The 23,671-nt window shown below is 70.4% G+C and carries 22 protein-coding genes; 7 read left to right on the forward strand and 15 right to left on the reverse strand.

What is annotated here, in order from left to right; genetic code table 11:
- Positions 1 to 20 precede the first annotated feature (20 nt).
- Entirely contained in the window at positions 21 to 2,534 is a 2,514-nt protein-coding gene (gene hrpB / locus DX914_RS16245; protein WP_196778943.1) for an ATP-dependent helicase HrpB, read from the reverse strand.
- Between the two features lie 177 nt (positions 2,535 to 2,711).
- Here hrpB and DX914_RS16250 point away from each other — a divergent pair, with 177 nt between their 5' ends.
- Positions 2,712 to 3,506 (forward strand): TatD family hydrolase, encoded by a 795-nt coding sequence (locus DX914_RS16250; protein WP_115860668.1) that lies wholly within the window; start codon positions 2,712 to 2,714, stop codon positions 3,504 to 3,506.
- A 13-nt stretch (positions 3,507 to 3,519) separates the two neighbouring features.
- Here DX914_RS16250 and DX914_RS16255 read toward each other — a convergent pair whose 3' ends face one another.
- From DX914_RS16255 to DX914_RS16280, 6 genes are all read right to left on the reverse strand, one after another.
- Complete coding sequence (locus tag DX914_RS16255) at positions 3,520 to 3,777, reverse strand: hypothetical protein (RefSeq protein WP_147300706.1); 258 nt, start codon at positions 3,775 to 3,777, stop codon at positions 3,520 to 3,522.
- The gene (locus DX914_RS16260) at positions 3,758 to 4,198 is read right to left on the reverse strand and encodes a hypothetical protein (protein ID WP_115860672.1); all 441 of its coding nucleotides are present in this window, start codon (positions 4,196 to 4,198) and stop codon (positions 3,758 to 3,760) included. Before DX914_RS16260 ends, DX914_RS16255 begins: the two co-directional genes overlap by 20 nt.
- A 116-nt stretch (positions 4,199 to 4,314) precedes the next feature.
- Positions 4,315 to 5,214, reverse strand: a complete 900-nt coding sequence (gene sigJ / locus DX914_RS16265; protein ID WP_115860674.1) for an RNA polymerase sigma factor SigJ — start codon at positions 5,212 to 5,214, stop codon at positions 4,315 to 4,317.
- A complete protein-coding gene (locus tag DX914_RS16270; RefSeq protein ID WP_115860676.1) occupies positions 5,214 to 5,657 on the reverse strand; it encodes a carboxymuconolactone decarboxylase family protein in 444 nt (147 codons plus the stop codon). The genes sigJ and DX914_RS16270 overlap by 1 nt, the downstream gene beginning before the upstream one ends.
- Positions 5,658 to 5,743: 86 nt before the next feature.
- On the reverse strand, positions 5,744 to 6,235 hold the full coding sequence (locus DX914_RS16275) for a hypothetical protein (protein WP_115860678.1): 492 nt from the start codon (positions 6,233 to 6,235) through the stop codon (positions 5,744 to 5,746).
- 60 nt (positions 6,236 to 6,295) lie between these two features.
- The gene (locus DX914_RS16280; RefSeq protein ID WP_147300707.1) at positions 6,296 to 6,580 is read right to left on the reverse strand and encodes a hypothetical protein; all 285 of its coding nucleotides are present in this window, start codon (positions 6,578 to 6,580) and stop codon (positions 6,296 to 6,298) included.
- Positions 6,581 to 6,779: 199 nt separating this feature from the next.
- On the opposite strand from DX914_RS16280, the gene DX914_RS16285 reads away from it, so the two are divergent.
- Positions 6,780 to 8,732: a winged helix-turn-helix domain-containing protein gene (locus DX914_RS16285; protein ID WP_115860682.1), complete on the forward strand. Its 1,953-nt coding sequence runs from the start codon at positions 6,780 to 6,782 to the stop codon at positions 8,730 to 8,732.
- Between the two features lie 468 nt (positions 8,733 to 9,200).
- Here DX914_RS16285 and DX914_RS16290 read toward each other — a convergent pair whose 3' ends face one another.
- Together DX914_RS16290 and DX914_RS16295 are read right to left on the reverse strand one after the other, a co-directional pair.
- On the reverse strand, positions 9,201 to 10,007 hold the full coding sequence (locus DX914_RS16290) for an ABC transporter permease (protein ID WP_115860684.1): 807 nt from the start codon (positions 10,005 to 10,007) through the stop codon (positions 9,201 to 9,203).
- Positions 10,004 to 10,957, reverse strand: a complete 954-nt coding sequence (locus DX914_RS16295; protein ID WP_231118317.1) for an ABC transporter ATP-binding protein — start codon at positions 10,955 to 10,957, stop codon at positions 10,004 to 10,006. The genes DX914_RS16290 and DX914_RS16295 overlap by 4 nt, the downstream gene beginning before the upstream one ends.
- Positions 10,958 to 11,107: 150 nt before the next feature.
- On the opposite strand from DX914_RS16295, the gene DX914_RS16300 reads away from it, so the two are divergent.
- Positions 11,108 to 11,905, forward strand: a complete 798-nt coding sequence (locus DX914_RS16300; RefSeq protein WP_425480699.1) for a ferredoxin--NADP reductase — start codon at positions 11,108 to 11,110, stop codon at positions 11,903 to 11,905.
- A gap of 13 nt (positions 11,906 to 11,918) precedes the next feature.
- Here the strand turns inward: DX914_RS16300 and DX914_RS16305 are convergent, their stop codons facing one another.
- A complete protein-coding gene (locus tag DX914_RS16305; RefSeq protein ID WP_115860690.1) occupies positions 11,919 to 13,022 on the reverse strand; it encodes a serine hydrolase domain-containing protein in 1,104 nt (367 codons plus the stop codon).
- 139 nt (positions 13,023 to 13,161) lie between these two features.
- Here DX914_RS16305 and DX914_RS16310 point away from each other — a divergent pair, with 139 nt between their 5' ends.
- The 4 genes from DX914_RS16310 to DX914_RS16325 all read left to right on the forward strand — a co-directional run bounded on the left by DX914_RS16310 (position 13,162) and on the right by DX914_RS16325 (position 17,730).
- Entirely contained in the window at positions 13,162 to 13,566 is a 405-nt protein-coding gene (locus DX914_RS16310; protein ID WP_115860692.1) for a low affinity iron permease family protein, read from the forward strand.
- 536 nt (positions 13,567 to 14,102) lie between these two features.
- Positions 14,103 to 15,614, forward strand: a complete 1,512-nt coding sequence (locus DX914_RS16315) for an alpha/beta hydrolase (protein WP_115860694.1) — start codon at positions 14,103 to 14,105, stop codon at positions 15,612 to 15,614.
- 173 nt (positions 15,615 to 15,787) lie between these two features.
- Positions 15,788 to 16,534, forward strand: a complete 747-nt coding sequence (locus DX914_RS16320) for an ABC transporter ATP-binding protein (RefSeq protein WP_115860696.1) — start codon at positions 15,788 to 15,790, stop codon at positions 16,532 to 16,534.
- Positions 16,531 to 17,730, forward strand: a complete 1,200-nt coding sequence (locus tag DX914_RS16325) for an ABC transporter permease (RefSeq protein ID WP_115860698.1) — start codon at positions 16,531 to 16,533, stop codon at positions 17,728 to 17,730. The genes DX914_RS16320 and DX914_RS16325 overlap by 4 nt, the downstream gene beginning before the upstream one ends.
- Before the next feature lie 634 nt (positions 17,731 to 18,364).
- On the opposite strand, the gene DX914_RS16330 is transcribed toward DX914_RS16325, so the two are convergent.
- The 5 genes from DX914_RS16330 to rpmH form a co-directional block, all read right to left on the reverse strand.
- The gene (locus DX914_RS16330; RefSeq protein ID WP_115860700.1) at positions 18,365 to 19,405 is read right to left on the reverse strand and encodes an energy transducer TonB; all 1,041 of its coding nucleotides are present in this window, start codon (positions 19,403 to 19,405) and stop codon (positions 18,365 to 18,367) included.
- A 171-nt stretch (positions 19,406 to 19,576) separates the two neighbouring features.
- Positions 19,577 to 20,935 (reverse strand): tRNA uridine-5-carboxymethylaminomethyl(34) synthesis GTPase MnmE, encoded by a 1,359-nt coding sequence (gene mnmE, locus DX914_RS16335; protein WP_115860702.1) that lies wholly within the window; start codon positions 20,933 to 20,935, stop codon positions 19,577 to 19,579.
- Between the two features lie 265 nt (positions 20,936 to 21,200).
- Positions 21,201 to 22,916, reverse strand: a complete 1,716-nt coding sequence (yidC, locus tag DX914_RS16340; RefSeq protein WP_115860704.1) for a membrane protein insertase YidC — start codon at positions 22,914 to 22,916, stop codon at positions 21,201 to 21,203.
- Positions 22,917 to 22,959: 43 nt separating this feature from the next.
- Complete coding sequence (gene rnpA, locus DX914_RS16345; protein WP_115860706.1) at positions 22,960 to 23,349, reverse strand: ribonuclease P protein component; 390 nt, start codon at positions 23,347 to 23,349, stop codon at positions 22,960 to 22,962.
- A 69-nt stretch (positions 23,350 to 23,418) separates the two neighbouring features.
- Positions 23,419 to 23,559 (reverse strand): 50S ribosomal protein L34, encoded by a 141-nt coding sequence (gene rpmH / locus DX914_RS16350; protein WP_024868391.1) that lies wholly within the window; start codon positions 23,557 to 23,559, stop codon positions 23,419 to 23,421.
- Positions 23,560 to 23,671: the final 112 nt, after the last annotated feature.

Raw genomic sequence — 23,671 nt, forward strand, 5'->3', positions numbered from 1 at the left:
TTGCCCACCTACCGCGCCGCTCACGTCCCCCGCGGCTTGGCCCGATGCGTCGCCGTCGCCGTCCACGGATCGTCCGGCCAGGGATGCTTGGGATAGCGCCCCTTCATTTCCTTTTTCACTTCCGGGTAGGTGCGCTCCCAGAAGCCCTTGAGGTCCTGGGTGACCTGCAGTGGACGGCCCGCGGGCGAGAGCAGGTGCAAGGTCAGCGGCACGCGGCCGTCGGCGATGCGCGGGGTGTCGGCCAGGCCGAACAGTTCCTGCAGCTTCACCGCCAGCACCGGCGCGGCCGCGCCGCTTTCCTCGTCGAAACCATAGTCGATGCCGCGCTCCATGCCGGAGGGCACCACGATGCGCAGCGGCGCCAGCGCGTCGATGCGCTGGCGCTGCGACCACTCCAGGCGCGAGCGCAGCGCCTCGCCCAGCTCGCTTTCGCTGAGCGCATCCAGCCGGCTCTTGCCGCTGAGCGCGGGCTTGAGCCAGTCGTCCAGCGTGGCCAGCAGCTGCGCATCGGACAGCTCGGGCAGGCCGTCGTCGCCGGCCAGTTCCGGCAGCCAGGCGCGCAGGCTGCGCACGCGCGCGCGCCACTGCCGCAGCGCGGGCGTCCACGGCAGCGCGTCCAGGCCGAGCTGGCGCACGGCATCGACCAGGGCGTCGGCGTAGCGCGCCGGGTCCGGCCGCGCCAGCGCGCGGCTGTCGAGCACGATGCGATCGAACCGGCGTTCGCGCACCGCGGCGATCGCGCGCGCGCCGGCATCCCAGACCACGCGGTCTTCGCTGACGAAGCGCTGCGGGAACTCGCGCTCCAGCCGCGCCTCGTCCAGCGGCGCGGCGCGCAGCACGCGCGCATCGCGCGGGTCGTCGCGCAGTTCGCTGATCGCCAGCCAGGGTTCGCCGTACAGCGCGCTGTCGTCGAACAGGCGCGCGCTGCGGCCGTTGGCCAGCTGGTAGCGATACGGATCGCTGGGGTGCTGGCGGGCGATGCGATCGGGAAAGGCGTGCAACAGCAGATCGCCCAGCGCGTGCGCGGGCGCCTGGGTGGGCGGCGCGGCGTCCACGCGCAGACGGCGCCGCCACTGCTTGCTGGCCTGGTCCAACGCGGCCAGCGCCGAACGCGAGGCCTCGGCCGGCGCGCGGCCGGCGCGGAACGCGGCCAGCGCCTGCCAGCGCGCGGCCAGCGCATCGCCGCCCATGCGCAGCGGATCGCGCGCTTCCAGCAAGGCGGCCAGGTCGCAGGCCAGCGCGCGCTCGCCGGGATCGCTGGGCGCGAGCAGCATCGCCGCCAAGCGCGGGTGCGTGCCCAGCGCCAGCATGCGCCGGCCGAACGGGGTGATCGCGCGGCCGTCCAGCGCGCCCAGGCGTTGCAGCAGTTCGCGTGCCGCGGCCAGCGCGCCGCTGGGCGGCGGGTCGGGGAAGCGCAGCGGCGCATCGCCCCAGGCCGCGAGTTCCAGCGCCAGTCCGGCCAATTCCACTTGCGCGATCTCGGGCCGGCGCTGCGGTTCCAGCCGCTGCGACTCGGGCCACAGGCGATAAGCCCAGCCTTCGGCGACACGGCCGGCGCGGCCGGCGCGCTGGTCGGCCGAGGCCTGGGCGATGGCGACCACGTCCAGGCGGGCGAAGCCGCTGTTGGGGTCGTAACGCGGTTCGCGCGCCAGGCCGGCGTCGACCACCGCGCGCACGCCCGGCAAGGTCACGCTGGATTCGGCGACGTTGGTGGCCAGCACCACGCGGCGGCGGCCGTCGGGATCGGGCTGCAGCACGCGCGATTGCTGCTCCACCGGCAGCTCGCCGTGCAGCGCGAGCACGTCGACGCCGCGCACCGCCTCGCTGCCGGCGAGCGCGGCGTCGGCGCGCGCGATCTCGCGCTGGCCGGGCAGGAACACCAGCACGTCGCCGGGGTGCTGGCTCAGCGCATGCTCGACCGCGCGGCGGGTGTGGTGTTCGAGCTTCTCGTCGCGGCGCGCGGGGTAATGGGCGATCGACACCGGATAGCTGCGGCCCGCGCTGCTCAGGCGCGGCGCGTCCAGGAACTGGGCCAGGCGCTCGCCGTCCAGGGTGGCCGACATCACCACGATGCGCAGGTCCTCGCGCAGCGAGGCCTGCACGTCCAGCGCCAGCGCCAGGCCCAGGTCGGCGGCCAGGTGGCGTTCGTGGAATTCGTCGAACAGCAGCGCGCCCACGCCGTCCAGGGTCGGGTCGTCCTGGATCATGCGGGTCAGGATGCCTTCGGTGACCACCTCGATGCGGGTGCGCGCGGAGACCAGGTTTTCGAAGCGGATGCGGTAGCCCACGGTCTGGCCGGCGGCTTCGCCGCGCTGGCGCGCCATGAACTGCGCGGCCGCGCGCGCGGCCACACGGCGCGGTTCCAGCATCACGATCTTGCGGCCGGCGAGCCAGGGTTCGTCGAGCAGGGCCGGCGGCACCTGGGTGGTCTTGCCGGCGCCGGGCGGCGCTTCCAGCACCAGGCGCGGGTGCGCGGCGAGGCTGTCGCGGATGCGCGGCAGCAGGGCGTCGATGGGGAAGGCGGGGGTGCTCACGCGGGTAAGGATACGCGGGCGGGGTTGGGGCAGATGCGGATCTTCGTTGGAAGTGCAAGGCGATCTTGGGGTCATCGCGGCTTACGCCGCTCCACAAAACACCGCTTCCGTGGCTCTTGCTCAGCCGACGGATGGCGGCTTGCTAAACTGCGCGCTTTGCAACTCGGCAAGCCGCTCATGCAACTGATCGACATCGGCGCCAACCTCACCCACGACAGCTTCGACCACGACCGCGACGCCGTGCTGCAGCGCGCGCGCGAGGCCGGCGTGAGCCAGCTGGTGGTGACCGGCGCCAGCCGCGAGCATTCGCCCAAGGCGCTGGCGCTGGCGCGCAAGCACCCCGGCCTGCTCTACGCCACCGCCGGCGTGCATCCGCATCACGCCACCGAATACACCGCCGAATGCGACGCCGAAATGCGCGCCCTGCTGTCGCACAGCGAGGTGGTGGCGGTGGGCGAATGCGGGCTGGACTACTTTCGCGATTTCTCGCCGCGGCCGGCGCAGCGGCGCGCGTTCGAGCAGCAGCTGCAGATCGCCGTGGACACCCGCAAGCCGCTGTTCCTGCACCAGCGCGACGCGCATGCCGACTTCATGTCCACCATGCGCAACTTCGACGGCCGCCTGGGCGCGGCGGTGGTGCATTGCTTCACCGGCACGCGCGAGGAACTGTTCGATTACCTGGACCAGGACTGGCACATCGGCATCACCGGCTGGCTCTGCGACGAGCGCCGCGGCCAGCACCTGCGCGAACTGGTCAGGAACATTCCGGCCGACCGGCTGATGATCGAGACCGACGCGCCCTACCTGCTGCCGCGCACGGTCAAGCCGGCGCCTTCGCACCGCCGCAACGAGCCTATGTACCTGGCCCACATCGTCGAGGAACTCGCGCGCGACCGCGGCGAGGACGTGGCCGTCACCGCCGCCAACAGCAGCGCCACTGCGCGCGCGTTCTTCCGCCTGCCGGCGGCCTGAGCCGCTCGCCGCTTCAGCGCAGCGCCTGCGCTTCCGGCCGCGGCGCGGTCGGCGCGATGCGGCTGTGCGTCTGGGTCTGGGCGACGCCCCGGTGCTCGCGCGCCGACGCCGCGGTGGCGGCGTTGTTCAAGGCCACCACCACCGCCAGATCGATGGCCGGATCGTAGGCCGACGGCGCCGGCGGCAGGCCCAGGCCGGCCAGCGCGAACGCGGCCAGCCCCAGCCAGGGCACGCGCCGCGACGGCGCGGCTTCAGCGCTGGTCGAAGTCACCGCAGCCGTACCAGTTGGCGGTCTTGGCCGCGCCCGCGATCAGGGCGTAGTCGTGCGGCTTGCCGGCCGAATCCAGGCAGGGCTGGCCGGCCGGGGCCTTGGCGATGCGCACCACCAGCTCGCGCGCCTGGCCGCCGACGTTGACGCGCCCGATCAAGGCGTGGCGTCCGAGCTTCGGCTCGACCTGCGGGTCCGGCGCCAGGCTGCCGTAGGCCACGCCGACCAGTTGCGGCACCACCAGGTCGTAGCGCAGCGGCGAGCTGCGGGTGTCCACCACCAGGCCCCAGCCGGCGTTGCCGCCGCGGAACACCGGCGCCGGGTAGCCGCTGCTGCCCGGACCGGCGGAACGTACGTTTGCCGGCCAGGCGGCTGACACGGCGGCCAGGGCCACGGCGGCGGCCGCAACGGAGTAAGCGCGCATGGACGGCTCCTGCAGACGGCGACGGCGGTTTGCCGTCTATCGCTACAACGCGCGAGCGCGGCCGGCGTGAAGTCGCCTTCGTGACATCCGCCGTAGTGAATCCGGCCGGCCGGCGCTCAGGCCAGCGCGGGGGCGTCCAGCGCGGCCAGCTTGTCCGGGTTGCGCATGATGTAGATGCGGCTCAGGCGGCCGTGTTCGTCGTAGGCGAACGACAGCGCGGCCTCGACCTGGCCGTCGTGCTCCAGGATCGCCCCGCGCGCGCCGTTGAGGTCGGCCGGGCGCCAGTGGTACTCGCCCCAGAACTGGCGCAGCGCGCCCATGACGAAGTCCAGCACCTGCTCGCGCCCGCGCATCACGTCCAGGCGCGTGGGCACCTTGCCGCCGCTGTCGGCGCGCAGTTCGATGTCGTCGGCCAGCAACGCGGCGAAATCCTCGGTGCGGCCGCTGGCGATCGCGCGCTCGAACGCGCCCAGCAGTTCGTCCTGGCGCTGCAGCGGCGTGGCGTGACGCACGCCGGCGCGTTCCACGTGCGCCTTCGCGCGCGAGACCAGCTTGCGGCAGGCCGGCTCCTGCATGTCCAGGGTGCTGGCGATCTGCGGGTACGGCAGGTCGAAGATCTCGTGCAGCAGGTAGGCCGCACGCTCCTTCGGCGTCAGCCGTTCCAGCAGCAGCAGGAAGGCCGTGCTCAGCGAGGATGCCAGCGACAGCGCCGCTTCGGGATGGTCCTCGCTGGCGCTGTGGATGGGCTCGGGCAGCCACGAACCCACATAGTCCACGCGGCTGCGGTGGGCCGAGCGCAGCAGGTCGATGCTGCGCCGGGTGCACAGGGTGGTCAGCCACGCGGCCGGGTTGTCGATGGCGGCGTGGTCGGCCTCGCGCCATTTCAGGTAAGTGTCCTGCACCGCGTCCTCGGCATCGGCACGCGAGCCGAGGATGCGGTAGGCCAGCCCGGTCAGCAGGCCGCGCTGGCTTTCGAACACGGCCGCGGCCTGCTGGGTGTCGGCGACTTTGGCCATCAGTGCCTCGACACCTGGATCCGGTTCCACAGATTGATCATCGCCACGTTCGACGTCAGCGCACCGATTTCATTATCGTTGAAGTGCTGGCGCAGGCGCGCGCGCAGCGAGCCCAGCTCGGTGCCGGGCTGCAGCCGGGTCAGGGCTTCGGTCCAGGCCAGCGCCGCTGCTTCGCGTTGACTGAACTCGGTGCAGGCGTCCCAGCCGGCCAGCGCCTGCAGGCGCTGTTCGCTCTCGCCGTCTTCCAGCGCTTCGCGGGTGTGCAGCTTGATGCAGTAGTCGCAGCCGTTGAGCTGCGAGGCGCGCAGCTGCACCAGGTGGCGCAGGCCGCGCTCCAGGCCGTGGTCGTCGATCACCCGGTGCACGCCGCCCAGGGCCTGCAGCACGTCGGGGATTTCGCGCTGGTAGTTGATCGGACGCGCGGCGGTGGCGGTGTCGTTCATGTCGGTCTCCGGGGCTGACGGATCATTCCGTCTTACCGGGTCGACGATCCGGCCCGCGGCGCTGTGACATGCCGCGGACTCAGGCCTCAATACACCGCCAGGTCGCCGCAGCCCTGCAGCACGTCCATGCCTTCCACCAACACGCGCACGCTGTGCTGATGCGGGCGGTCGGCGTCGTCGATGCAGTCCTTGCGCGCGATCTCCACGGTCATGGACTTGGCGCCCTGGGCGGTCTCCAGGCTGCCGTTGAGCAGGATCAGCGAGCTGGGCGCGTCGGCCGGCTGACCCAGGTAACGCGCATGGCCGCTGGCGCGGTGGCTGCCGCTGCCCCAGACCAGGGCCACCGTGTGGTCGTCGTCGCCGGTGGCCTGGATCTCCACCGACCAGTGCTCGCCGTAGCCCTTGAACGCCGGCACCGGGCTGACCTTACCGACCTGGCCCGGCGCGATCTTGGCCGACGGGCCTTCGCTGCTGGCCACCGGCTTGGGATCGGCCGGCGGCGCGACCTTGTCGGCGTCGGTGGCGGCGCAGGCCGCCAGGCTCAGGCTGAGGACGGCGGTGCTGAGGACTGGACGCATGCGCGGGCTCCGTTCGCGGATCGGGGCGCCCAGTAGACCGCAGCTTGGGTGGCCGCTGGATTAACGCGCGGCGACCGGCGGCGCGGCGGCCGCCGCCGGCTGCGACACGATGCGCACTTGTTGTGTCCCGGTGCGCTGGCAGGCGCGCGCGGCCTGCGCCATCAGCCGGCTGCGCACGGCATAGGCCTGGCCGAGGTTGTCGATCCCGGTCAGCTGCGCCAGCGCCTGCTGGCGCGGCAGCGCGGGGCGCTGGCAATCGACGGTGAGCGCGGCCGGCGGCGCGGCCAGGGCAGGCAGCGCGGCCAGGGTCAGCACTAGTAGCGGGGCGAGGGTACGCAGGTTCATGGCGTGGGGCCGGTGGCGCCGGACGTCCCGGCGCGCCCAGGCTCGCGCCGCCGCCGCCGCCGGTCTTGAGGCCCCCATGAGGAAGGTCACTGGGAAGGCTGAGGACGCAAACCTAAGCTTGGGAAACGCTTAGGCCGGGTCATCGCCGGCTGCGCGTAACCGTTAATGGCCCGTCCCCCCACCGGTCCCCGCCCGCCGCATGAACTCCGACGCCCCCGCGCCGATCGCCTTCGGCGACATCCTGATCGATCGCAGCGGCCGCCGCCTGCTGCGCGGCGGCCAGGTGCAGGCGCTGGAACCCAAGGCCTACGCGGTGCTGGCACTGCTGGCCGAGTCGCCGGGGCGGGTCTACGCGCGCGACGAGATCCTGGACGCGGTCTGGGGCCACCGCCACGTCACTCCCGGGGTGTTGAACCGGGTCATGACCTTGCTGCGCCATGCCCTGGGCGAGGACGCGCAGTCGCCGCGTTACCTGCATACGGTGCATGGCTATGGGTACCGCTTCGATCTGCCGGAGGGGGCCGATACGCCGGCCGACCCGGCGCCCATGGCCGACCCGCCGCTGCGCCGCGAAAACCACCCGACCCCGGCGCGATCCGGCGTCCGCCGCCAGTGGCTGATGGCTGCCCTTGCGGCGCTGGTGCTGGCCGCCGGCGCCCTGGCCTGGTGGCGCTACGGCGGCAGCGCCACCACGCCGCGCGTGGCCGATCCCGCATTGCGCAGCGAAGCCATGCCGGTGCTCGCGGTGCTGCCGCTGCGCGCATTGGGCGAGGACCGCCGCAGCCAGGATTTCGCCGACGGCCTGAGCGAGGAACTGATCGGCCTGCTCGCGCGCATCGACGGCCTGCGCGTGACCTCGCACACCTCCACCGTGCAGTTCCGCGACACCCGCCTGCCGCTGGCCGAAGTCGCGCGCCGCCTGCGCGCCACGCACGTGCTGGAAGGCAGCGTGCGCCAGGACGGCGAGCGCCTGCGCATCAGCCTACGCCTGGTCGAAGCGGCCAGCGACCGCACCCTGTGGACGCAGGACCTGGACCGCGAGTTCCGCGACATCTTCGTGATCCAGCGCAACATCGCCTACGCCATCGGCAACGCCATGCAGCGTCAGCTGAGCCAGCCGCCGCCGTCGCCGCCGGCCGACGAGGACCCGGCGCTGTACCAGCGCTACCTCATTGCGCGCAACGCCTCGCCCGGCGGCCTGCGCAACACCAACGCCGCTAGCCTGCCGTCGGAAACCGCGCTGCGCGCCTTGCTGCGCGAACACCCGGACTACGCCCGCGCCTGGGGCGCGCTGGCGGCCAAGCTGTGGCTGCGCTCGCTGGCCACCGAGCCCGGCCGCGAAGCCTTGCGCAGCGAGGCCGAGCAGATGGCCGCCACCGCCCTGCGCCTGGACCCGCAGCAACCCGACGCCCTGGCGGTGATGGCCAACCGCGCCTGCCGCCAGCAGCGCTGGCAAGACTGCCTGAGCCTGTCGCAGCGCTCGATCGCGCTGACCCGTTCGGAAGTGGGCTGGCGCGGCGCGCACGCGCAGCGGCTGGCGACCATGGGCTACGTGGACCAGGCCCTGCGCGAGATCGACGACACCCTGCTGATCGCGCCCTACGAGCCCTCGCTGCATTTCTGGCGCGGCCGCCTGCTCGACACCCTGGGCCGGCACGAGGAAGCACAGTCGCACCTGGCCATGGCCGACCCGGTGATGGCCCAGACCGCGCGCTACTTCAACGCGGTCTGGCGCCGCGACTACGCCACCGCCGCGCGCGTGGCCGAGTCCCTGCCCTCGGACCTGCCCTGGCGCGGCTCGGAAATCGCCGCCGCCGCGGCGCTGCGCGACCCCGCGCTGTGGCCCGCGGTACAGCCGGCCATCGACTACGCCGAACGCAACCCACGCTACGGCCAGGTCCATTACGACTTCACCCGCCTGCTGCTGCCCGTGCGCGATTACCCGCGCGATATCGCCGGCTTGGACGCGGTGCAGCGCGAAGGTTACGCGTCCTATCAGTGGGTGCTGTGGCAGCCCGAGTCGCGCGAGCTGCGCCAGAATCCGGCGTTCGCGCAGTACCTGCAGCGCAGCGGCCTGCTGGCGTTCTGGCGCGAGCACGGGTGGCCGCGGCTGTGCAGGGCGGAGGGGCGGGAGGGGGTGGTGTGCGATTAGGGCTCGCGGCGATTTGCGGCTTCGCGTGCCCTCACCCCAACCCCTCTCCCGTAAACGGGAGAGGGGCTAAAGCAGCAGCAGCGTCGGATGTGTTCCCTCTCCCGCCTGCGGGAGAGGGCTAGGGTGAGGGAGTGAGCGCGCAGCGCGAATGCTCTTGATCCTCACGCATACACCGAGCTCGCCGTCCCAAAAGAAGACCCGGAGGGCGACGCACAGGATGTGCGCCGTTTTTCGCTCGGGCAGGGATGCCCGATCGGAAAATCCCCGCGCACGCATCGATCTCGCACGGGAGCTCTGGTCAAGCGTTTTTCTTTGGTTACTTTCTTTTGACGCTTATCAAAAGAAAGTGACCCGGCCGCTTGCGGACGGAAGCTGTTGTTGTTGCTTCAACCAGCACACCCACACACCTTCGCGAGTTCGGAGCTAATCGCGGCTTACGCCGCTCCTACCCCAAGGCTGAAGAGGGAACTAGCTGCGCAGGCCTACGCCGCGCTTGAGCAGCCACAGCCCCAGCGCCGCCAGCGCCGCCACGAAACCCAGCATCAGCGAGTACGCCACCCACAGCGGCACGTCGCTGCTGCCCAGCAGCCCGTAGCGGAACGCGTTGACCATGTAGAAGATCGGATTGGCGTGGGTCAGCGTCTCCGCCCACGGCGGCAGCAGCTTGACCGAATAGAACACGCCGCCCAAATAGGTCAGCGGGGTCAGGATGAAGGTCGGCACGATCGCCACGTCGTCGAACTTCTTGGCGTAGACCGCATTGACGAAGCCGGCCAGCGAGAAGATCGTCGCGCCCAGCAGCACCGTGGTCAGCGTCACCAGCGGATGCGGCACCGCGACCTTGGTGAAGCACATCGCGATCAGCAGCACGATCGCGCCCACCATCAGACCGCGCAGCACCGCGCCGGCCACGTAGCCCCACAGGATCACCCAGTTCGGCATCGGGCTGACCAGCAGCTCTTCCACATGGCGGCCGAACTTGGCGCCGAAGAAGCTGGAGGAAATGTTGCCGTAGCTGTTCTGGATCACGCTCATCATCACCAGGCCGGGGACGATGAACTCCATGTAGCTGACCCCGCCCATGTCGCGGATCTGCGAGCCGATCAGGCCGCCGAAGATCAGGAAGTACAGGGTCATGGTGATCGCCGGCGGCACCAGGGTCTGGCCCCAGATGCGCAGGATGCGCGCGACCTCGCGGCGGACGATGGTGCCGAACGCGGTCAGGTTGCGCTGCGCGTTGGACGGCGCCGGGGCGTTGACGGCGGTGTCGCTCATGCGCTTTGCTCCGGTTGCGCGGGCACGCTGTTGCCCAGCGGGCCCTTGTCGGCGTTGTCGCTGGTCAGGCGCACGAACAGCTCTTCCAGGCGGTTGGACTTGGTGCGCATGGAGCGCACGCGGATGCCGGCCTGGCCCAGCACCGCGAACACGCGGTTGAGGTCCATCTCGCGCGGCATCTCCAGGTCCAGGGTATGGTCGTCGGTGGCGCTGAGCGTGGCGCCTTCGATCGTCGGCAGCGTCGCCGGCAGCACGCCGTCGATATCGAACAGGAAACCTTCCACGTCCAGCTTGGCCAGCAGCGCCTTCATCGGGCCCTGCTCGACGATGCGGCCGTGGTCGATGATGGCCAGGTTGCGGCAGAGGCTTTCGGCCTCTTCCAGGTAGTGCGTGGTCAGGATGATGGTGGTGCCGGCGGCGTTGATCTCGCGCAGGGTCTTCCACATGCCGCGGCGGATCTCGATGTCCACGCCGGCGGTGGGTTCGTCCAGGATCAGCAGCTGCGGCCGGGTCATCATCGCGCGGGCGATCATCAGCCGGCGCTTCATGCCGCCCGACAGCGTGCGGCTCATCATGCCGGCCTTGTCCCAGAGCTGGGCGCGCTTGAGCTCCTCTTCGGCGCGCTCGATCGCCACCGACCGCGGCACGCCGTAGAAGCCGGCGTAGTTGACCAGGATGTCGAGCGGCTTCTCGAACATGTTGAAGTTCAGTTCCTGCGGCACCAGGCCGATCAGGCGCATCGCGTCGTCGCGGCGCGTGGCCAGGTCGGTGCCGAAGATCCGCACCTGGCCTGCGCTGAGGTTCACCAGCGAGCTGACGATGCCGATCAGGGTCGACTTGCCGGCGCCGTTGGGGCCCAGCAGGGCGAAGAAGTCGCCCGGGGCCACGTCCAGGGACACGCCCTTGAGCGCTTCGACGCGGTTGTCGTAGGTCTTGCGCAGGTCGCGCACGGACAGCGCCGGCACCGGGCCGGCGCCGTCGGCCGCCGCCGGCGTTGCCGCGGCGGCCGTTCCAGCTAGGTTCTGGGTCATGGGGTCGGGTATCGGCGGTGGGCCTGCGCCGCGAGCCGCGCGGCGATAACCGGTAGTATAGGCGTCCCCGTGGCCGCGCTTGAGCCACAGACTGTTGCAGGTTTGTCGGTAACCGTGGCCATCCAGCATTTTCCCCTCAAGCTCGTCTCGCGCCGCATGCTGGCCCCCACCGTGGGCCATTACGCCTTCGTCCGCGACGACGGCCAACCGCTGGACTACATCCCGGGCCAGTTCATCCAGGTCCATTTCCAGTACGCCGACGGCACCGCGACCAAGCGCAGCTATTCGCTGGCGACCATCCACGACCACGCCCTGGGCGCGGGCGAAGAGGTCGAGATCGCGGTCAGCTACGTGCCCGGCGGCGCCGCCACCGCGCTGTTCGAGAGCCTGGCCGAAGGCGGCACGATCAACGCCAGCGGCCCGTTCGGCCGCTTCTGCCTGGCCCCGAACGACGCCAACCGCCGCTATCTGCTGATCGCCACCGGCACCGGCGTGACCCCGTACCGGGCCATGCTGCCGCAGCTGGAAGCGCAGATCCGCGATCGCGGCATCGAGGTGGTGCTGCTGTTCGGCGCGCGCACGCCGGAAGAGCTGCTCTACGGCGACGAGTTCCGCGCCTTCGCCGATCGCGTGCCCGGCTTCCGCTTCGTGCCCTGCTTCTCGCGCGAGCTGCCCGCCGACCCGCACCCGGACGTGCGCCACGGCTACGTGCAGCAGTTCCTGGCCGAATTCTCGCCCGACGGCGCGAACGATATCGCCTACCTGTGCGGCAACCCGAACATGGTCGATGCCTGCTTCGAGTCGCTGAAGGAATACGGCCTGCCGGTGCCGGCGATCCGCCGCGAGAAGTACGTCAGCAGCAAGTGAGCGTGGCGGTGCCTCAACGGGCCGGCGCGAGATAGAACTCGGCGATCTTCGGCACGAACCGCTGCGGCTGGGCGCCGGCCAGATTGGTCAGCACGATCACCGCCAAGTCCTGATCCGGATACACCACGAACGCCGCACGCGCGCCGCCGATACCGGCGACCTGGCGCTGCGGCGCGGCTTGCAGCACGGGCCAGCCCAGACCCCACTCGCCTGCGGAGCCGTCGTTCAGTCGCTCCGGCGTCCACATGGCGCGCAAGGCCGGGGCGCCGATCAAGCGTCCCTCCGACAGCGCGATCAGCCAGCGCGCCAGTTCGTCGGCCGTGGTCTGGATGCCGCCGCCGGCCCACAGGCTGTAGGGAATCTCGTAGGCCCAATGCGACAGGCGCGTGGTTTCGCCGTTGCTCAGCGGCTGGCGCGGCGTGTACGCGTAGACCGTGGCCGCGCCGGCGATCAGCTCGTAGCTGTCGCCGAAGCTGGTGCGCGGCATGCCAACCGCGGAGAACTGATGGTCGCTCAGATAACGCTCGTAGCTGTGGCCCGTGACCTTGGCGACGATCTGTGCGAGCAGGCCGTAGTTGGTCTGGTTGTAGGCGAATCGGTCGCCGGGACCCGCGGTCGCCGGCAGCGCCTTGACCGCCTGCCAGGCGTCGGCTTCGCCGCTTCTGATCATCGCGCCGTTCGCATCGACGATATCGGGCAGACCCGAGGTGTGCGCCAGCAGCTGGCGCACGCGGATGCCGCGCCAGGCCTCGGGCAAGTCGCTCAAGTACCGCGAAACCGGCGCGTCCAGTTCCACCTGCCCGGCTTCGACCAGCTGCATCAGCGCCACGCCGGTGAAGGCCTTGGTCGCGGAGTTGATCGGGAATCGCGTTTGCGCGGTGACCGGCACGCGGTTCTCGACGTTGGCCCAGCCATAGCTTTCGCTGAGCACCACGCGGCCGTTGCGCACCACCGCGACCTGCAGGCCGGGGATGCGCTGCTGCTCCAGGGTTTGCTGCACGAACTGCCGCGCGCGCGCGTTGGCTCGCAGCAGCGCCCGGTCATCGCCCGCGGCGCAGGGAAACGACAGCAACGCGGCGAGCGCTACGGCGGCGGTACGGAGCTTGGACCATCGCATGCGACCTCCAGGAACGGATGACGGAGCCGAGCGTCTGTGATGCGCCCTGCACCGCCGAGGTTTAATCCCCGCAGCGCTCTGCACCTGGGCTCCACGCCGATGCCGCCACCATGACCCTCCCGCCATCTTGGGAACGGTCATGAGCATGCAAGCCGGGTTCACTCGCCTCGCCAAGGCGGCCGCGCGCTTCACCGGGCGGCCGCTGTGCTTCGCCATCGCCTCCGGGCTGGTTCTGGTGTGGCTGATCAGCGGACCCTTGTTCGGTTTCAGCGACACCTGGCAGCTGGTCATCAACACCGGCACCACCATCATCACCTTCCTGATGGTGTTCCTGATCCAGAACACCCAGAACCGCGACACCGAGGCCATGCAGATCAAGCTCGACGAACTGATCCGGGCCACGCGCGAGGCACACAACGCTCTGCTCGATCTGGAGGAGTTGGACGAGGCCGCCCTGGATAAGTACCGCGGCCGCTACCAGGCCTTGGCCAAGTCGGCGCGCGACCGCGGCGAAAGCGAAGACCTGGAGCCGCCGGATCGCTAGCCCCCGGGGGAGGAGCTGCGCAAGCTGCGACCGCGAATCCGCAGCTACGCCGAAACCCTGTTACAACAACAACAGCTTCCGCCTGCTGCGCATGCGGGTCACTTTCTCTTGCTTGCCCAAGAGAAAGTAACCAAAGAGAAGGGCAATGTTATTTCGACGCCGTGCGCGGCGAGTTTGGAGCTTGCGCGGTGATTTTTCGATAGGCCATCCGTGGCCTAGCGAAAAACGGCGCACATCCTGTGCGCCGCCCTTCGGGTCTTCCGATTAGGACCGCGAGGGCGATAACGGCGTTTTAGGTCAAGAGCATTCGCGCTTTGCGCTCACTCCCTCACCCTAACCCTCTCTCGTAAACGGGGTGCGGGTTGGGGTGAGGGCGAGCGCAGCGACAAGCTGCCGCCGTCAAAACAAGCCGCCCTCCTCCGCGTTCTCATATCCGAGAACGCAGCAGCCACTGCCTACCCCCTCTTCGGTCACATTTTTCCGCCAGCCCCCGTCTGTCATCCTGAAGGCGCATCGCCTTAGGACGAGAGGGATTCATGCGTATCACCCCACCCCTGGTGGCCGCGCTGGCGGCTGCCGTGTTGCTGGCCGGTTGCGGGCGCGAGCCGGCGGCGCCGGCCGAGGCCGGTGTCGGCCAGCGCCTGTACGGCCGCATCGCGTTCAAACCCTGTTCGCTGACCAGCCCGTTCGCGGCCGATTCCATCGCCGCGCAGTGCGCGCGTTTCGCCGTGCCCGAGAACCCGGCCCAGCCCAAGGGTCGCCAGGTCCAGCTCAACATCGCCTGGCTGCCGGCCACCGATCAGGCCGACATCGCCGCCGACCCGGTGTTCTTCCTGGCCGGCGGCCCCGGCCAGGCCGCGACCGAGGTCTGGCCGACCCTGGACGCGGCCTTCCGCGAGGTGCGCAAGCACCGCCACGTGATCCTGGTCGACCAGCGCGGCACCGGCCAGTCCAACCCGCTGATCTGCCGCAACGCCAAGGGCGACAGCGCGGTGATGGAGGACGAGGCCACCAGCACCGAGGCGGTGGTCAAGTTCGCCGCCGACTGCGCGGCCAAGCTGCAGGCCGATCCGCGCTACTACACCACCACCGACGCGGTGCGCGACCTGGACAGCGTGCGCGCGGCGCTGGGCGCGGCGCAGATCGACGTGGTCGGCGGCTCCTACGGCACCCGCGTGGCGCAACAGTATGCGGCGCGCTATCCGCAGCACACCCGCGCGGTGGTCATCGACGGCGTGGTGCCCAACGAACTGGTGCTGGGCTCCGAACACGCGCGCAACCTGGACGCGTCGCTGGCGCTGCAGTTCGAGCAGTGCCGCAAGAACCCGACCTGCCGCCAGCGCTTCGGCGACGACCCGCGCGCGCAGTTGCGCAAGCTGATGGCGCGGCTGAAGGAACAGCCGGTGGAAGTCGAGTACCGCGACCCGACCACCGGCGAGCTCAAGCGCGACACCGCCACCGCCGGCGCGGTGGCCGGCCTGACCCGCATGTTCGCCTACGCGCCGCAGGCCGCCGCCCTGCTGCCGCTGGTGCTCAACGAAGCCGACCAGGGCCGCTACGCGCCGCTGATGTCGCTGGCGCAGCTGATCCAGGGCCAGGTCAGCGAACAGATCATGCACGGCATGCAGCTGTCGGTGATCTGCGCCGAGGACGCCGACCTGCTCAAGGACGATCCGGCCGATGCCGACACCGTGATGGGCAGCGACCTGTCCACGGTGCTGGTGGCGCAGTGCAAGGTCTGGCCGACCGGCAAGCGCCCGGCCGACTTCCACGCACCGTTCCGATCGCAGCTGCCGACCCTGGTGCTGTCGGGCGAGTTCGACCCGGTCACGCCGCCGCGCTACGGCGAGCAGGTGCTCAAGGGCCTGCCCAACGGCCGGCACCTGGTGCTGCGCGGCCAGGGCCACGGCAGCTTCGCCTCGGGCTGCATGCCCAAGCTCATGGGCCAGTTCCTGGAGAGCGCCGACGCCAAGTCGCTGAACGCCAAATGCCTGGACTCGCTGGGCTACGTGCCGCCGTTCGTGTCCTTCAACGGTTGGGAGCCGTAGGTACTGGGGACGAACTGCGACGGTCAACATCGCCTCGATCCGTCATCCCCGCGAAGGCGGGGATCCAGGGCTTTATCCAGACAGGACGCTGAAGTTTCTGGATCCCCGCTTTCGCGGGGATGACGAGCAAAAACACGATCCGCATCGTTTAGCCATTCTTGAGCCCAATCACCATGATCACCGCTAACGATCTGCACAAGAGCTTCAAAACCAAGACCGGCGTGGTCCACGCCGTCGAGGGCGTCGATTTCGAGGCCCGCGACGGCCAGATCACCGGCCTGCTCGGCCCCAACGGCGCCGGCAAGACCACCACCCTGCGCATGCTCTACACCCTGATGCAGCCCGACCGCGGCGAGATCCGCATCGACGGCATCGACGCGCGCCGCGATCCGGCCGCGGTGCGCCGCGCGCTGGGCGTGCTGCCCGACGCGCGCGGCGTGTACAAGCGCCTGACCGCGCGCGAGAACATCGCCTACTTCGGCGAGCTGCACGGCCTGTCGCGCGCGGCCATCGAAGAGCGCACGCGTGCGCTGGCCGCGGCGCTGGACATGGACGACATCCTCGACCGCCAGACCGAAGGCTTCTCGCAGGGCCAGCGCACCAAGACCGCGATCGCGCGCGCCCTGGTCCACGACCCGCGCAACGTGATCCTGGACGAACCCACCAACGGCTTGGACGTGATGACCACGCGCGCCATGCGCGGCTTCCTGCGCAAGCTGCGCGACGAGGGCCGCTGCGTGATCTTCTCCAGCCACATCATGCAAGAGGTCGCCGCGCTGTGCGACCGCATCGTGATCGTGGCCAAGGGCAAGGTGGTGGCCGCCGGCAGCGCCGACGAACTGCGCGCGCAGACCGGCGAGGCCAACCTGGAAGACGCCTTCGTGCGCGTCATCGGCAGCGACGAGGGCCTGCACGCATGAAGACCTCCCCGAAGACCTCCTGGATGACCGCCACCTGGGCGGTGGTGCGCAAGGAATTGCGCGACATCGGCCGCGACCGCCGCACCCTGGCGCTGGCGCTGCTGCTGGGCCCGCTGCTGTATCCGCTGCTGATGCTGGGCATGGGCTCGCTGGCCGAGAAGCGGGCCAAGACCCAGTTGGACCAGACCCTGGAAGTGCCGGTGCTCGGCGCCGAGCGCGCGCCCAACCTGGTGGCCTACCTGGCCACGCGCGGCATCGTCGCGACCCAACCGCCGGCCGACCTGGACCAGGCGATCGCGCGCCAGGACGTGGACGTGGCCCTGCAGATCGGCGCCGACTACGGCAAGCAATGGAAGGAGGGCCAGCCGGCGCTGGTGGAGATCGTGCAGGACAGCACGCGACGCGACGCCGAGATTCCCAGCGCGCGCCTGCGTTCGGCGCTGGAGGCCTACAGCCAGCAGGTCGGCGCGCTGCGCCTGCTCGCGCGCGGCCTGTCGCCTGCGATCGCGCGCCCGGTCAATGTGGGTACGCGCGACCTGGCCACGCCCGAGGCCAAGCGCGGGCTGATGCTGTCCTTCATGCTGCCGTACCTGCTGATCTTCTCGTCCTTCATCGGCGGCGCGGCCCTGATCCTGGACGCGACCGCGGGCGAGCGCGAACGCCAGTCGCTGGAACCGCTGCTGGCCACGCCGGCCGCACGCGGCGCCATCGTCAGCGGCAAGATCGCCGCCGCCTGCCTGCTCGGCCTGACCTCGCTGCTGCTCACGCTGCTGGCGTTCAAGCTCAGCGCGCAGATGGGCGGCGGCACCATGCGCATGCTGGACGTGAGCTTCATGGCGATCGGCAAGATGCTGCTGATCCTGCTGCCGATGCTGTTCATCGGCACCGCCCTGCTCACCTACCTGGCCGCCGGCGCCAAGAGCATCAAGGAAGCGCAGAGCCACATGACCTGGCTGATGCTGATGCCGATGGTGCCCACGGTGATCCTGATGGTGAACCCGCTCAAGACCCAGCTGTGGCAGTTCATGGTGCCGTTCCTGGCGCAGAACCAGCTGCTGCTGAAGGTGATCCGCGGCGAGTTCATCACCATGCAGGTGTGGATGATCTATCTCAGCGCGGGCTTCGCATTGGCAGCGCTGCTTTGGTACGCGGCGGTGCGGCGCTATCACAATGAGCGCTTGGCGATTTCGGGTTGAGGGATCGCCGCTATCGTGCAATACGAAAAGCCCGGCCTGGTGCCGGGCTTTTCTTTGACGGGGCGGGTGTATCGGTGCGTTCGCGGTCATTCGGTTTTCGCGTGCCCTCACCCCAACCCCTCTCCCGCAAGCGGGAGAGGGGCTAAAGCACAAGCAGCGGCGTCGGATGTGTTCCCTCTCCCGCTTGCGGGAGAGGGCTAGGGTGAGGGGGTGAGCGCAGCGAATGCTCTTGACCCTCGCTCGGGCACCGAACTCGCCGTCCCAATAGAAGACCCCGAGGGCGGCGCACAGGAGGTGCGCCGTTTTTCGCTGGCACAGGATGTGCCATCGAAAAATCCCCGCGCCAACTCCGCTCTCGCACGGGAGCTCTGGCCAAGCGTTTTTCTTTGGTTACTTTCTTTTGACGCTTATCAAAAGAAAGTAACCCGGCCGCTTGCGGACGGAAGCTGTTGCTGTTGCTTCAACCACCCCACCCACACACCTTCGCGGGTTCGGAGCAATCGCGGCTCACGCCGCTCCTACCCCAGAGCGGGCGGCGACGGATTCCACAAACGACAACGCCCGGCCGGAGCCGGGCGTCGCGTTGGCTGCGGCGGGTCCCCTGTGCGCGTGCGCACTCCCGCCGGGTCCGGGCTTAGCCGCCCGGATTGAAGCCGATGGTGCGGCGCGTGGTGACCGGCGAAGCCACCGGCTGGAAGCGCCACTTGCGCACCGCGTTGACCGCTTCGCGGTCGAAGATGCGCGCCGGGTTGGAGCGCACCACGCGCGCGGCGGTGACCGAACCGTCGGTGCCCACCGTGAACTCCACCTGCACCTCGCCCGACTGGCCGGCGCGCAGCGCCTCCGGCGGGTAGCGCGGGGCCGGCGTCGACACCGCGCGCAGGTCGGCGCCTGCGGTCGGCGTGGCGGACGCGGCCTGGCGGGCCTCGGCGGCACGCTGGTCGGCGGCGCGCTGATCGGCCGCACGCTGGTCCGCGGCGCGCTGGTCGGCCGCACGCTGCTCGGCCTCGCGGGTCGCCGCCGCCTGCCGCTCGGCGGCCTGCGAGGCGGCCAGCTGGGCGGCGGCCTGCTTCTGCTGCTGTTCCTGCTGGGCCAGGCGCTGCTTCTCGAGCTCGGCCTGCTTCTTGACCTGTTCTTCGGCGGTCAGCGCCTGCTGCTCGGTGCGCTTGGCCACTTCCTGCTGCTTGGCGGTGATGCTGGCCTTCAGGCGCGCGAGCGCCGGGTGCTGGGCATCGGCCTTTTCCAGCAGCGCGGACAGGCGCTGGGCTTCGGCGAAGTCCTCGCGGCCCACGCTCTGTTCGGTCGCGATGACCGTCATCGGCAGCAGGTCGGTCAGCGCGCTGGACACCGCGGCGTCGGCCGGGGCCTTGTCGCGCAGGGCCAGGTAGTACTCGACCGCGTTGTCTTCGGCCGGGGCGTACAGACGGTTCTCGGCGTAGGCCTTACGGGCGGCCTCGCGGAGCTGGTCGGCGGACAAGGCCGAGACCTTGGCCGAAACGGCGGTTTCCGGCGTCACCGCCGGCGCGGCGGTGGCCGTGGCGTCGGCGGCCGGGTCTTGGGCGGCGGGATCCTTGCCGCCGCATGCGGCCAGGGCGCCGGCCAAGGCCAGAACCAGAGCGGCATGCGAAACGATGGATAGCCGGCGTGTACGCCGGTCGTTTTGATTCACAGTCATTGGTTAAAACTCCCCTGAAGTGCGCCGTAGCGAGCACACGCCGGATAGGACGCGCTAGCGAGCCGCGTTTGTCAAGCGCCGGGCCGCAAAAAACGGGCCAGGCCGGCTGAACCGGGGATTGTGACCGATCGCGGCCGCAACGGTTCCCGGCAGGCGCTTGGTTTGCCGATCCTACTTGCCGATGCAGAAGCTGGAGAAGATGTGGCCCAGCAGGTCGTCGGCGCGCACCCGGCCGGTGATCTCGCCCAAGGCGTCGTGGCCCTGGCGCAGGGATTCGGCGGCCAGGTCCAGGGCTTCGCGGCCGATCTGCACGCGCGCATCGGCCAGTTCGGCCTGTGCCCGGCGCAGGGCGTCGACGTGGCGGGCCCGGGCGGTGAAGGCGCCCTCGGCCGCGTCGCCGGCCTCGCCCTGGGCCAGCGCGCGCAGGCGCGCGTGCAGGGCATCCAGACCCTGGCCGGTGCGGGCGGACAGGGTTAGGCGGTCCTCGCCGTCGGCTACGGCGGCTGGCGCGTCCAGCAGATCGGCCTTGTTATGCAGCCACAGCCGCTGCGGCACCGCGGCGATGGCGTCGGCGACCGCGGCGCGGCCGCCGTCGGGGTCGCGCGCGTCCAGCACCACGATGGCCAGGTCGGCCCGGGCCAGTTCCTCGCGGGCGCGGCGCATGCCCTCGCGCTCGATCGCGTCGCCGCCGTCGCGCAGGCCGGCGGTATCGACCAGGGTCAGCTCGACGCCGTCGGCGCGGATGGTCTCGTGCAGCAGGTCGCGGGTGGTGCCGGCGATGTCGGTGACGATGGCGCGGTCGCTGCCGGCCAGGGCGTTGAGCAGGGAGCTCTTGCCGGCATTGGGCGGACCCACGATCACCGCATGCAGGCCGTCGCGCAGGCGGCGGCCGCGCTCGGTCGCCGCCAGCAGCGCATCCAGGGCCAGGCTGAGCGCGTCGAAACGCTGGCGCAGGGCGGCGCCGCCCAGGGTGTCCAGCGGTTCGTCGGCGAAGTCGATGGCCGCTTCCACGTGCACGCGCACCGCCAGCAGGTCGTCGGCCAGCGCATCCACGCGGCGCGAGAACTCGCCGTCCAGCGCGCGCCGCGCCGCCCGCGCCGCGCGCGCGTCGGCGGCGGCGATCAGGTCGGCCACGGCCTCGGCCTGAGCCAGGTCCAGGCGCCCTTCCAGGAACGCGCGCTCGCTGAATTCGCCCGGCCGCGCGCGCCGCGCGCCCAGCGCGCCGCAGCGTTCGACCAGGGCCTGCAGCACCGCGGGGCTGCCGTGCGCCTGCAGCTCGACCACGTCCTCGCCGGTGTAGCTGGCCGGCGCGGCGAAATACAGGGCGATGCCGTCGTCGATGGCCGCACCGTCGCCGTCGACGAAGCGCACGTGATGCGCGCGCCGCGCCTGCAGACGCCGTGCGGCGATGCCTTCGCCGATCTCCCGCGCCCGCGGCCCGGACAGGCGCACGATGCCGACGCCGCCCGCGCCGGGCGCGGTGGCGATCGCGGCGATGGTGTCGCGGTCGGGGGTGGGGGCGTGGGTCATGTGGGGGGTGCGGGTTGGGGAGTGTCAGGGTAGCGCGGGATTGTGGGGTTGCGCCGTGGGTTGCTGCTTGCGCGTGCCCTCACCCCAACCCCTCTCCCGCAAGCGGGAGAGGGGCTAAAGCAACAGCGGCGTCGAATATGTTCCCTATCCCGTTTACGGGAGAGGGCTAGGGTGAGGAGGTGAGCGCGCAGCGCGAATGCTCTTAGCCACCACAAAAAAAGAAGCCCGCCTTGCGGCGGGCTTCGTCGTGTTCGGTGAGAACCGATCAGCTCTTGGCCGCGGCCGGCGCCTCGGCGTAGCGCTTGGTCATCCACCACTGCTGCAACAGGCCCAGGCCGCTGTTGGTGATCCAGTACAGCACCAGGCCGGCCGGGAAGAAGGCGAACATCACGCCGAACACCAGCGGCATCAGCTGCATCATCTTCTTCTGCATCGGGTCCATGCCCGGCGTCGGCGTCAGCTTCTGCGTCGCCCACATCACCGCGATGTTGATCAGCGGCAGCACGAAGAACGGATCGCGCGCGGTCAGGTCGTGTATCCACAGCATCCACGGCGCGTGGCGCAGCTCCACCGACTCCAGCAGCACCCAGTACAGCGCCAGGAACACCGGCATCTGCACCAGGATCGGCAGACAGCCGCCGACCGGGTTGATCTTCTCCTTCTTGTACAGCTCCATCATCGCCATCTGGAACTTCTGCTTGTCGTCCCCGTAGCGCTCCTTGAGCTGCTCGATGCGCGGCTGGAACTTGCGCATGCGCGCCATCGAGCGGTACTGCGCCGCCGACAGCGGGTACATGGCCAGCTTGATCAGCACCACCAGGCCGATGATCGACCAGCCCCAGTTGCCGAACAGGCCGTGCAGTTTTTCCAGCAGCCAGAAGATCGCGTTGGCCATCGTCGCCATGACGCTGTAGCTGCTCCAGTCCACCGCGCGCTCCAGGCCCGGCACCTGCTCGGCCTTCATCGACTCGACCAGCTTGGGGCCGATCCACAAACGCGCCGTGGTCTGCGCCTTCGCGCCGGGGGCGACGGTCACGCCGGGGCCCACATCGCGGATCAGGTATTGAGTGGCGCCGCCAGCGGCGCTGGCGGTGGCCAGCGAGAACGTGCCCGGATCCTTCGCGCCCGGAATCCAGGCGGCGAAGAAGTGGTGCTGCAGCATCGCAATCCAGCCACCGGTGGCCTTCTGGTCCAGCGTGCCGTCTTCGACGAACGCGTCGTACTTGCGCTTGTCGTACTTCTCGGCGTCCGTGTACCAAGCCGCGCCCTGGAAGCTGTACTGCTCGGCGTTCATCGGGCCGCTGCGGGTCAGCGCGCGCGGCACGCGCGCAAGCTGGCGGTAAATGGTGCCCTGCCACGGCGCGGCGCCGGCGTTGATCACTTCGTCGCGCACGGTGACGGCATAGCCACTGTGCTGGAACACGTAGGTGCGGCGGATGGTCAGGCCGTTAGGGCCGGTCCAAACGAAGGGCACCGCGATTTCCTTGGCGCCCTGGGCCAGCACGTAGTCGCGCTGCGCGGTCTCGGGGACGAAACCCGATTCATGCGTCGGCGTGGCGCCGCTCTGGCTGACCCAGCCGCTCTGGGCGACGAAGTAGTTGTTGGCGTCTTCGGCCAGCAGGCGCACCGGCGCGCTGTCGTCGGCCGCCTCGCTGGGGTACTTGAGCAGGTCGGCACGGTGCAGGGTGCCGCCGTCGAGCACGACCTTGAGCACGTCGGTGGTGACGGTGACCGTGGCGGCTGCGCCGGAGGCGGCCGGCGCGGCAACCGCGGCGGTGCCCGGCATGGCCGGTGCGCTGGGCACCACGCCCGGCGCGGCGGCGCTGGCCGCGGCGGCGGCGTTGGGCACGGTGCTGCCGGTGGCCGTGGCGGTCACGGCCGGCGCCGGCGGCGGCGCGGCTTGTTCCTTGCCCCACTCCATCCACAACAGTGCCGCCACCATCAGCCAGGCGAAGATCAGGAATATGCGGGTCTGGTTCATGGGCAGCAGGCGGGCTCAGCCGGGACCGGAGTCCGGCAGTGGTTTAAGGAAGGGGATCGGCCGGCATTGTGCCGGGCACCGCAGGTGCGGGCAACGCGCCGGCACGCTTGAGCAGACCCAGAAAGGCCTGATCGAGTTCCGCGCGCGTGCAGCGCGCGGCGCCGGGGCGGGCGACCACGACGTAATCGCCGGGCGCCAGCTCGGTGCGCAGCTTGCGGAAGGTGTCGCGCAGGGCGCGCTTGATGCGGTTGCGGCCGACGGCGTGCGGGTCAACCTTGCGCGAGACCGCCAGGCCCAGGCGCGGGTCCTGCTCGGCGGACTGCCAATGCAGGGCCATCACCGGCAGCGCCACGCGGCGGCCATGCTGGAAGATGCGGTCGAAGTCCGAACGCGCGCGTACCCGCGCGGTGCGCGGGAAGCGGGTCGACGTCATGGGGTCGGTACCGGCGAGTGCCGGACGGCCGCCCGGTTCCGCGTCAGCGGAGGGCGGCCGGGGCGACGCTTAGGCGCAAAGACGCTTGCGGCCCTTGGCACGACGACGGGCGAGGACCTTACGGCCATCGGCGGTCTTCATGCGGGCACGGAAGCCGTGGTCGCGCTTACGCTTGAGGTTGCTGGGCTGATAGGTGCGCTTGGTGGCCATGGTCCGGCTCTGCGTGATTACGGCGGAAAAGACCGGAGACTATAGCGGCCCTTCGGCGGGCGGGTCAAGTCGGGGGTGCATGGGGAATCGAGGGCGCGCGGTAGGCGCGGGG

Source organism: Lysobacter silvisoli, from assembly GCF_003382365.1.
Classification (GTDB): domain Bacteria; phylum Pseudomonadota; class Gammaproteobacteria; order Xanthomonadales; family Xanthomonadaceae; genus Lysobacter; species Lysobacter silvisoli.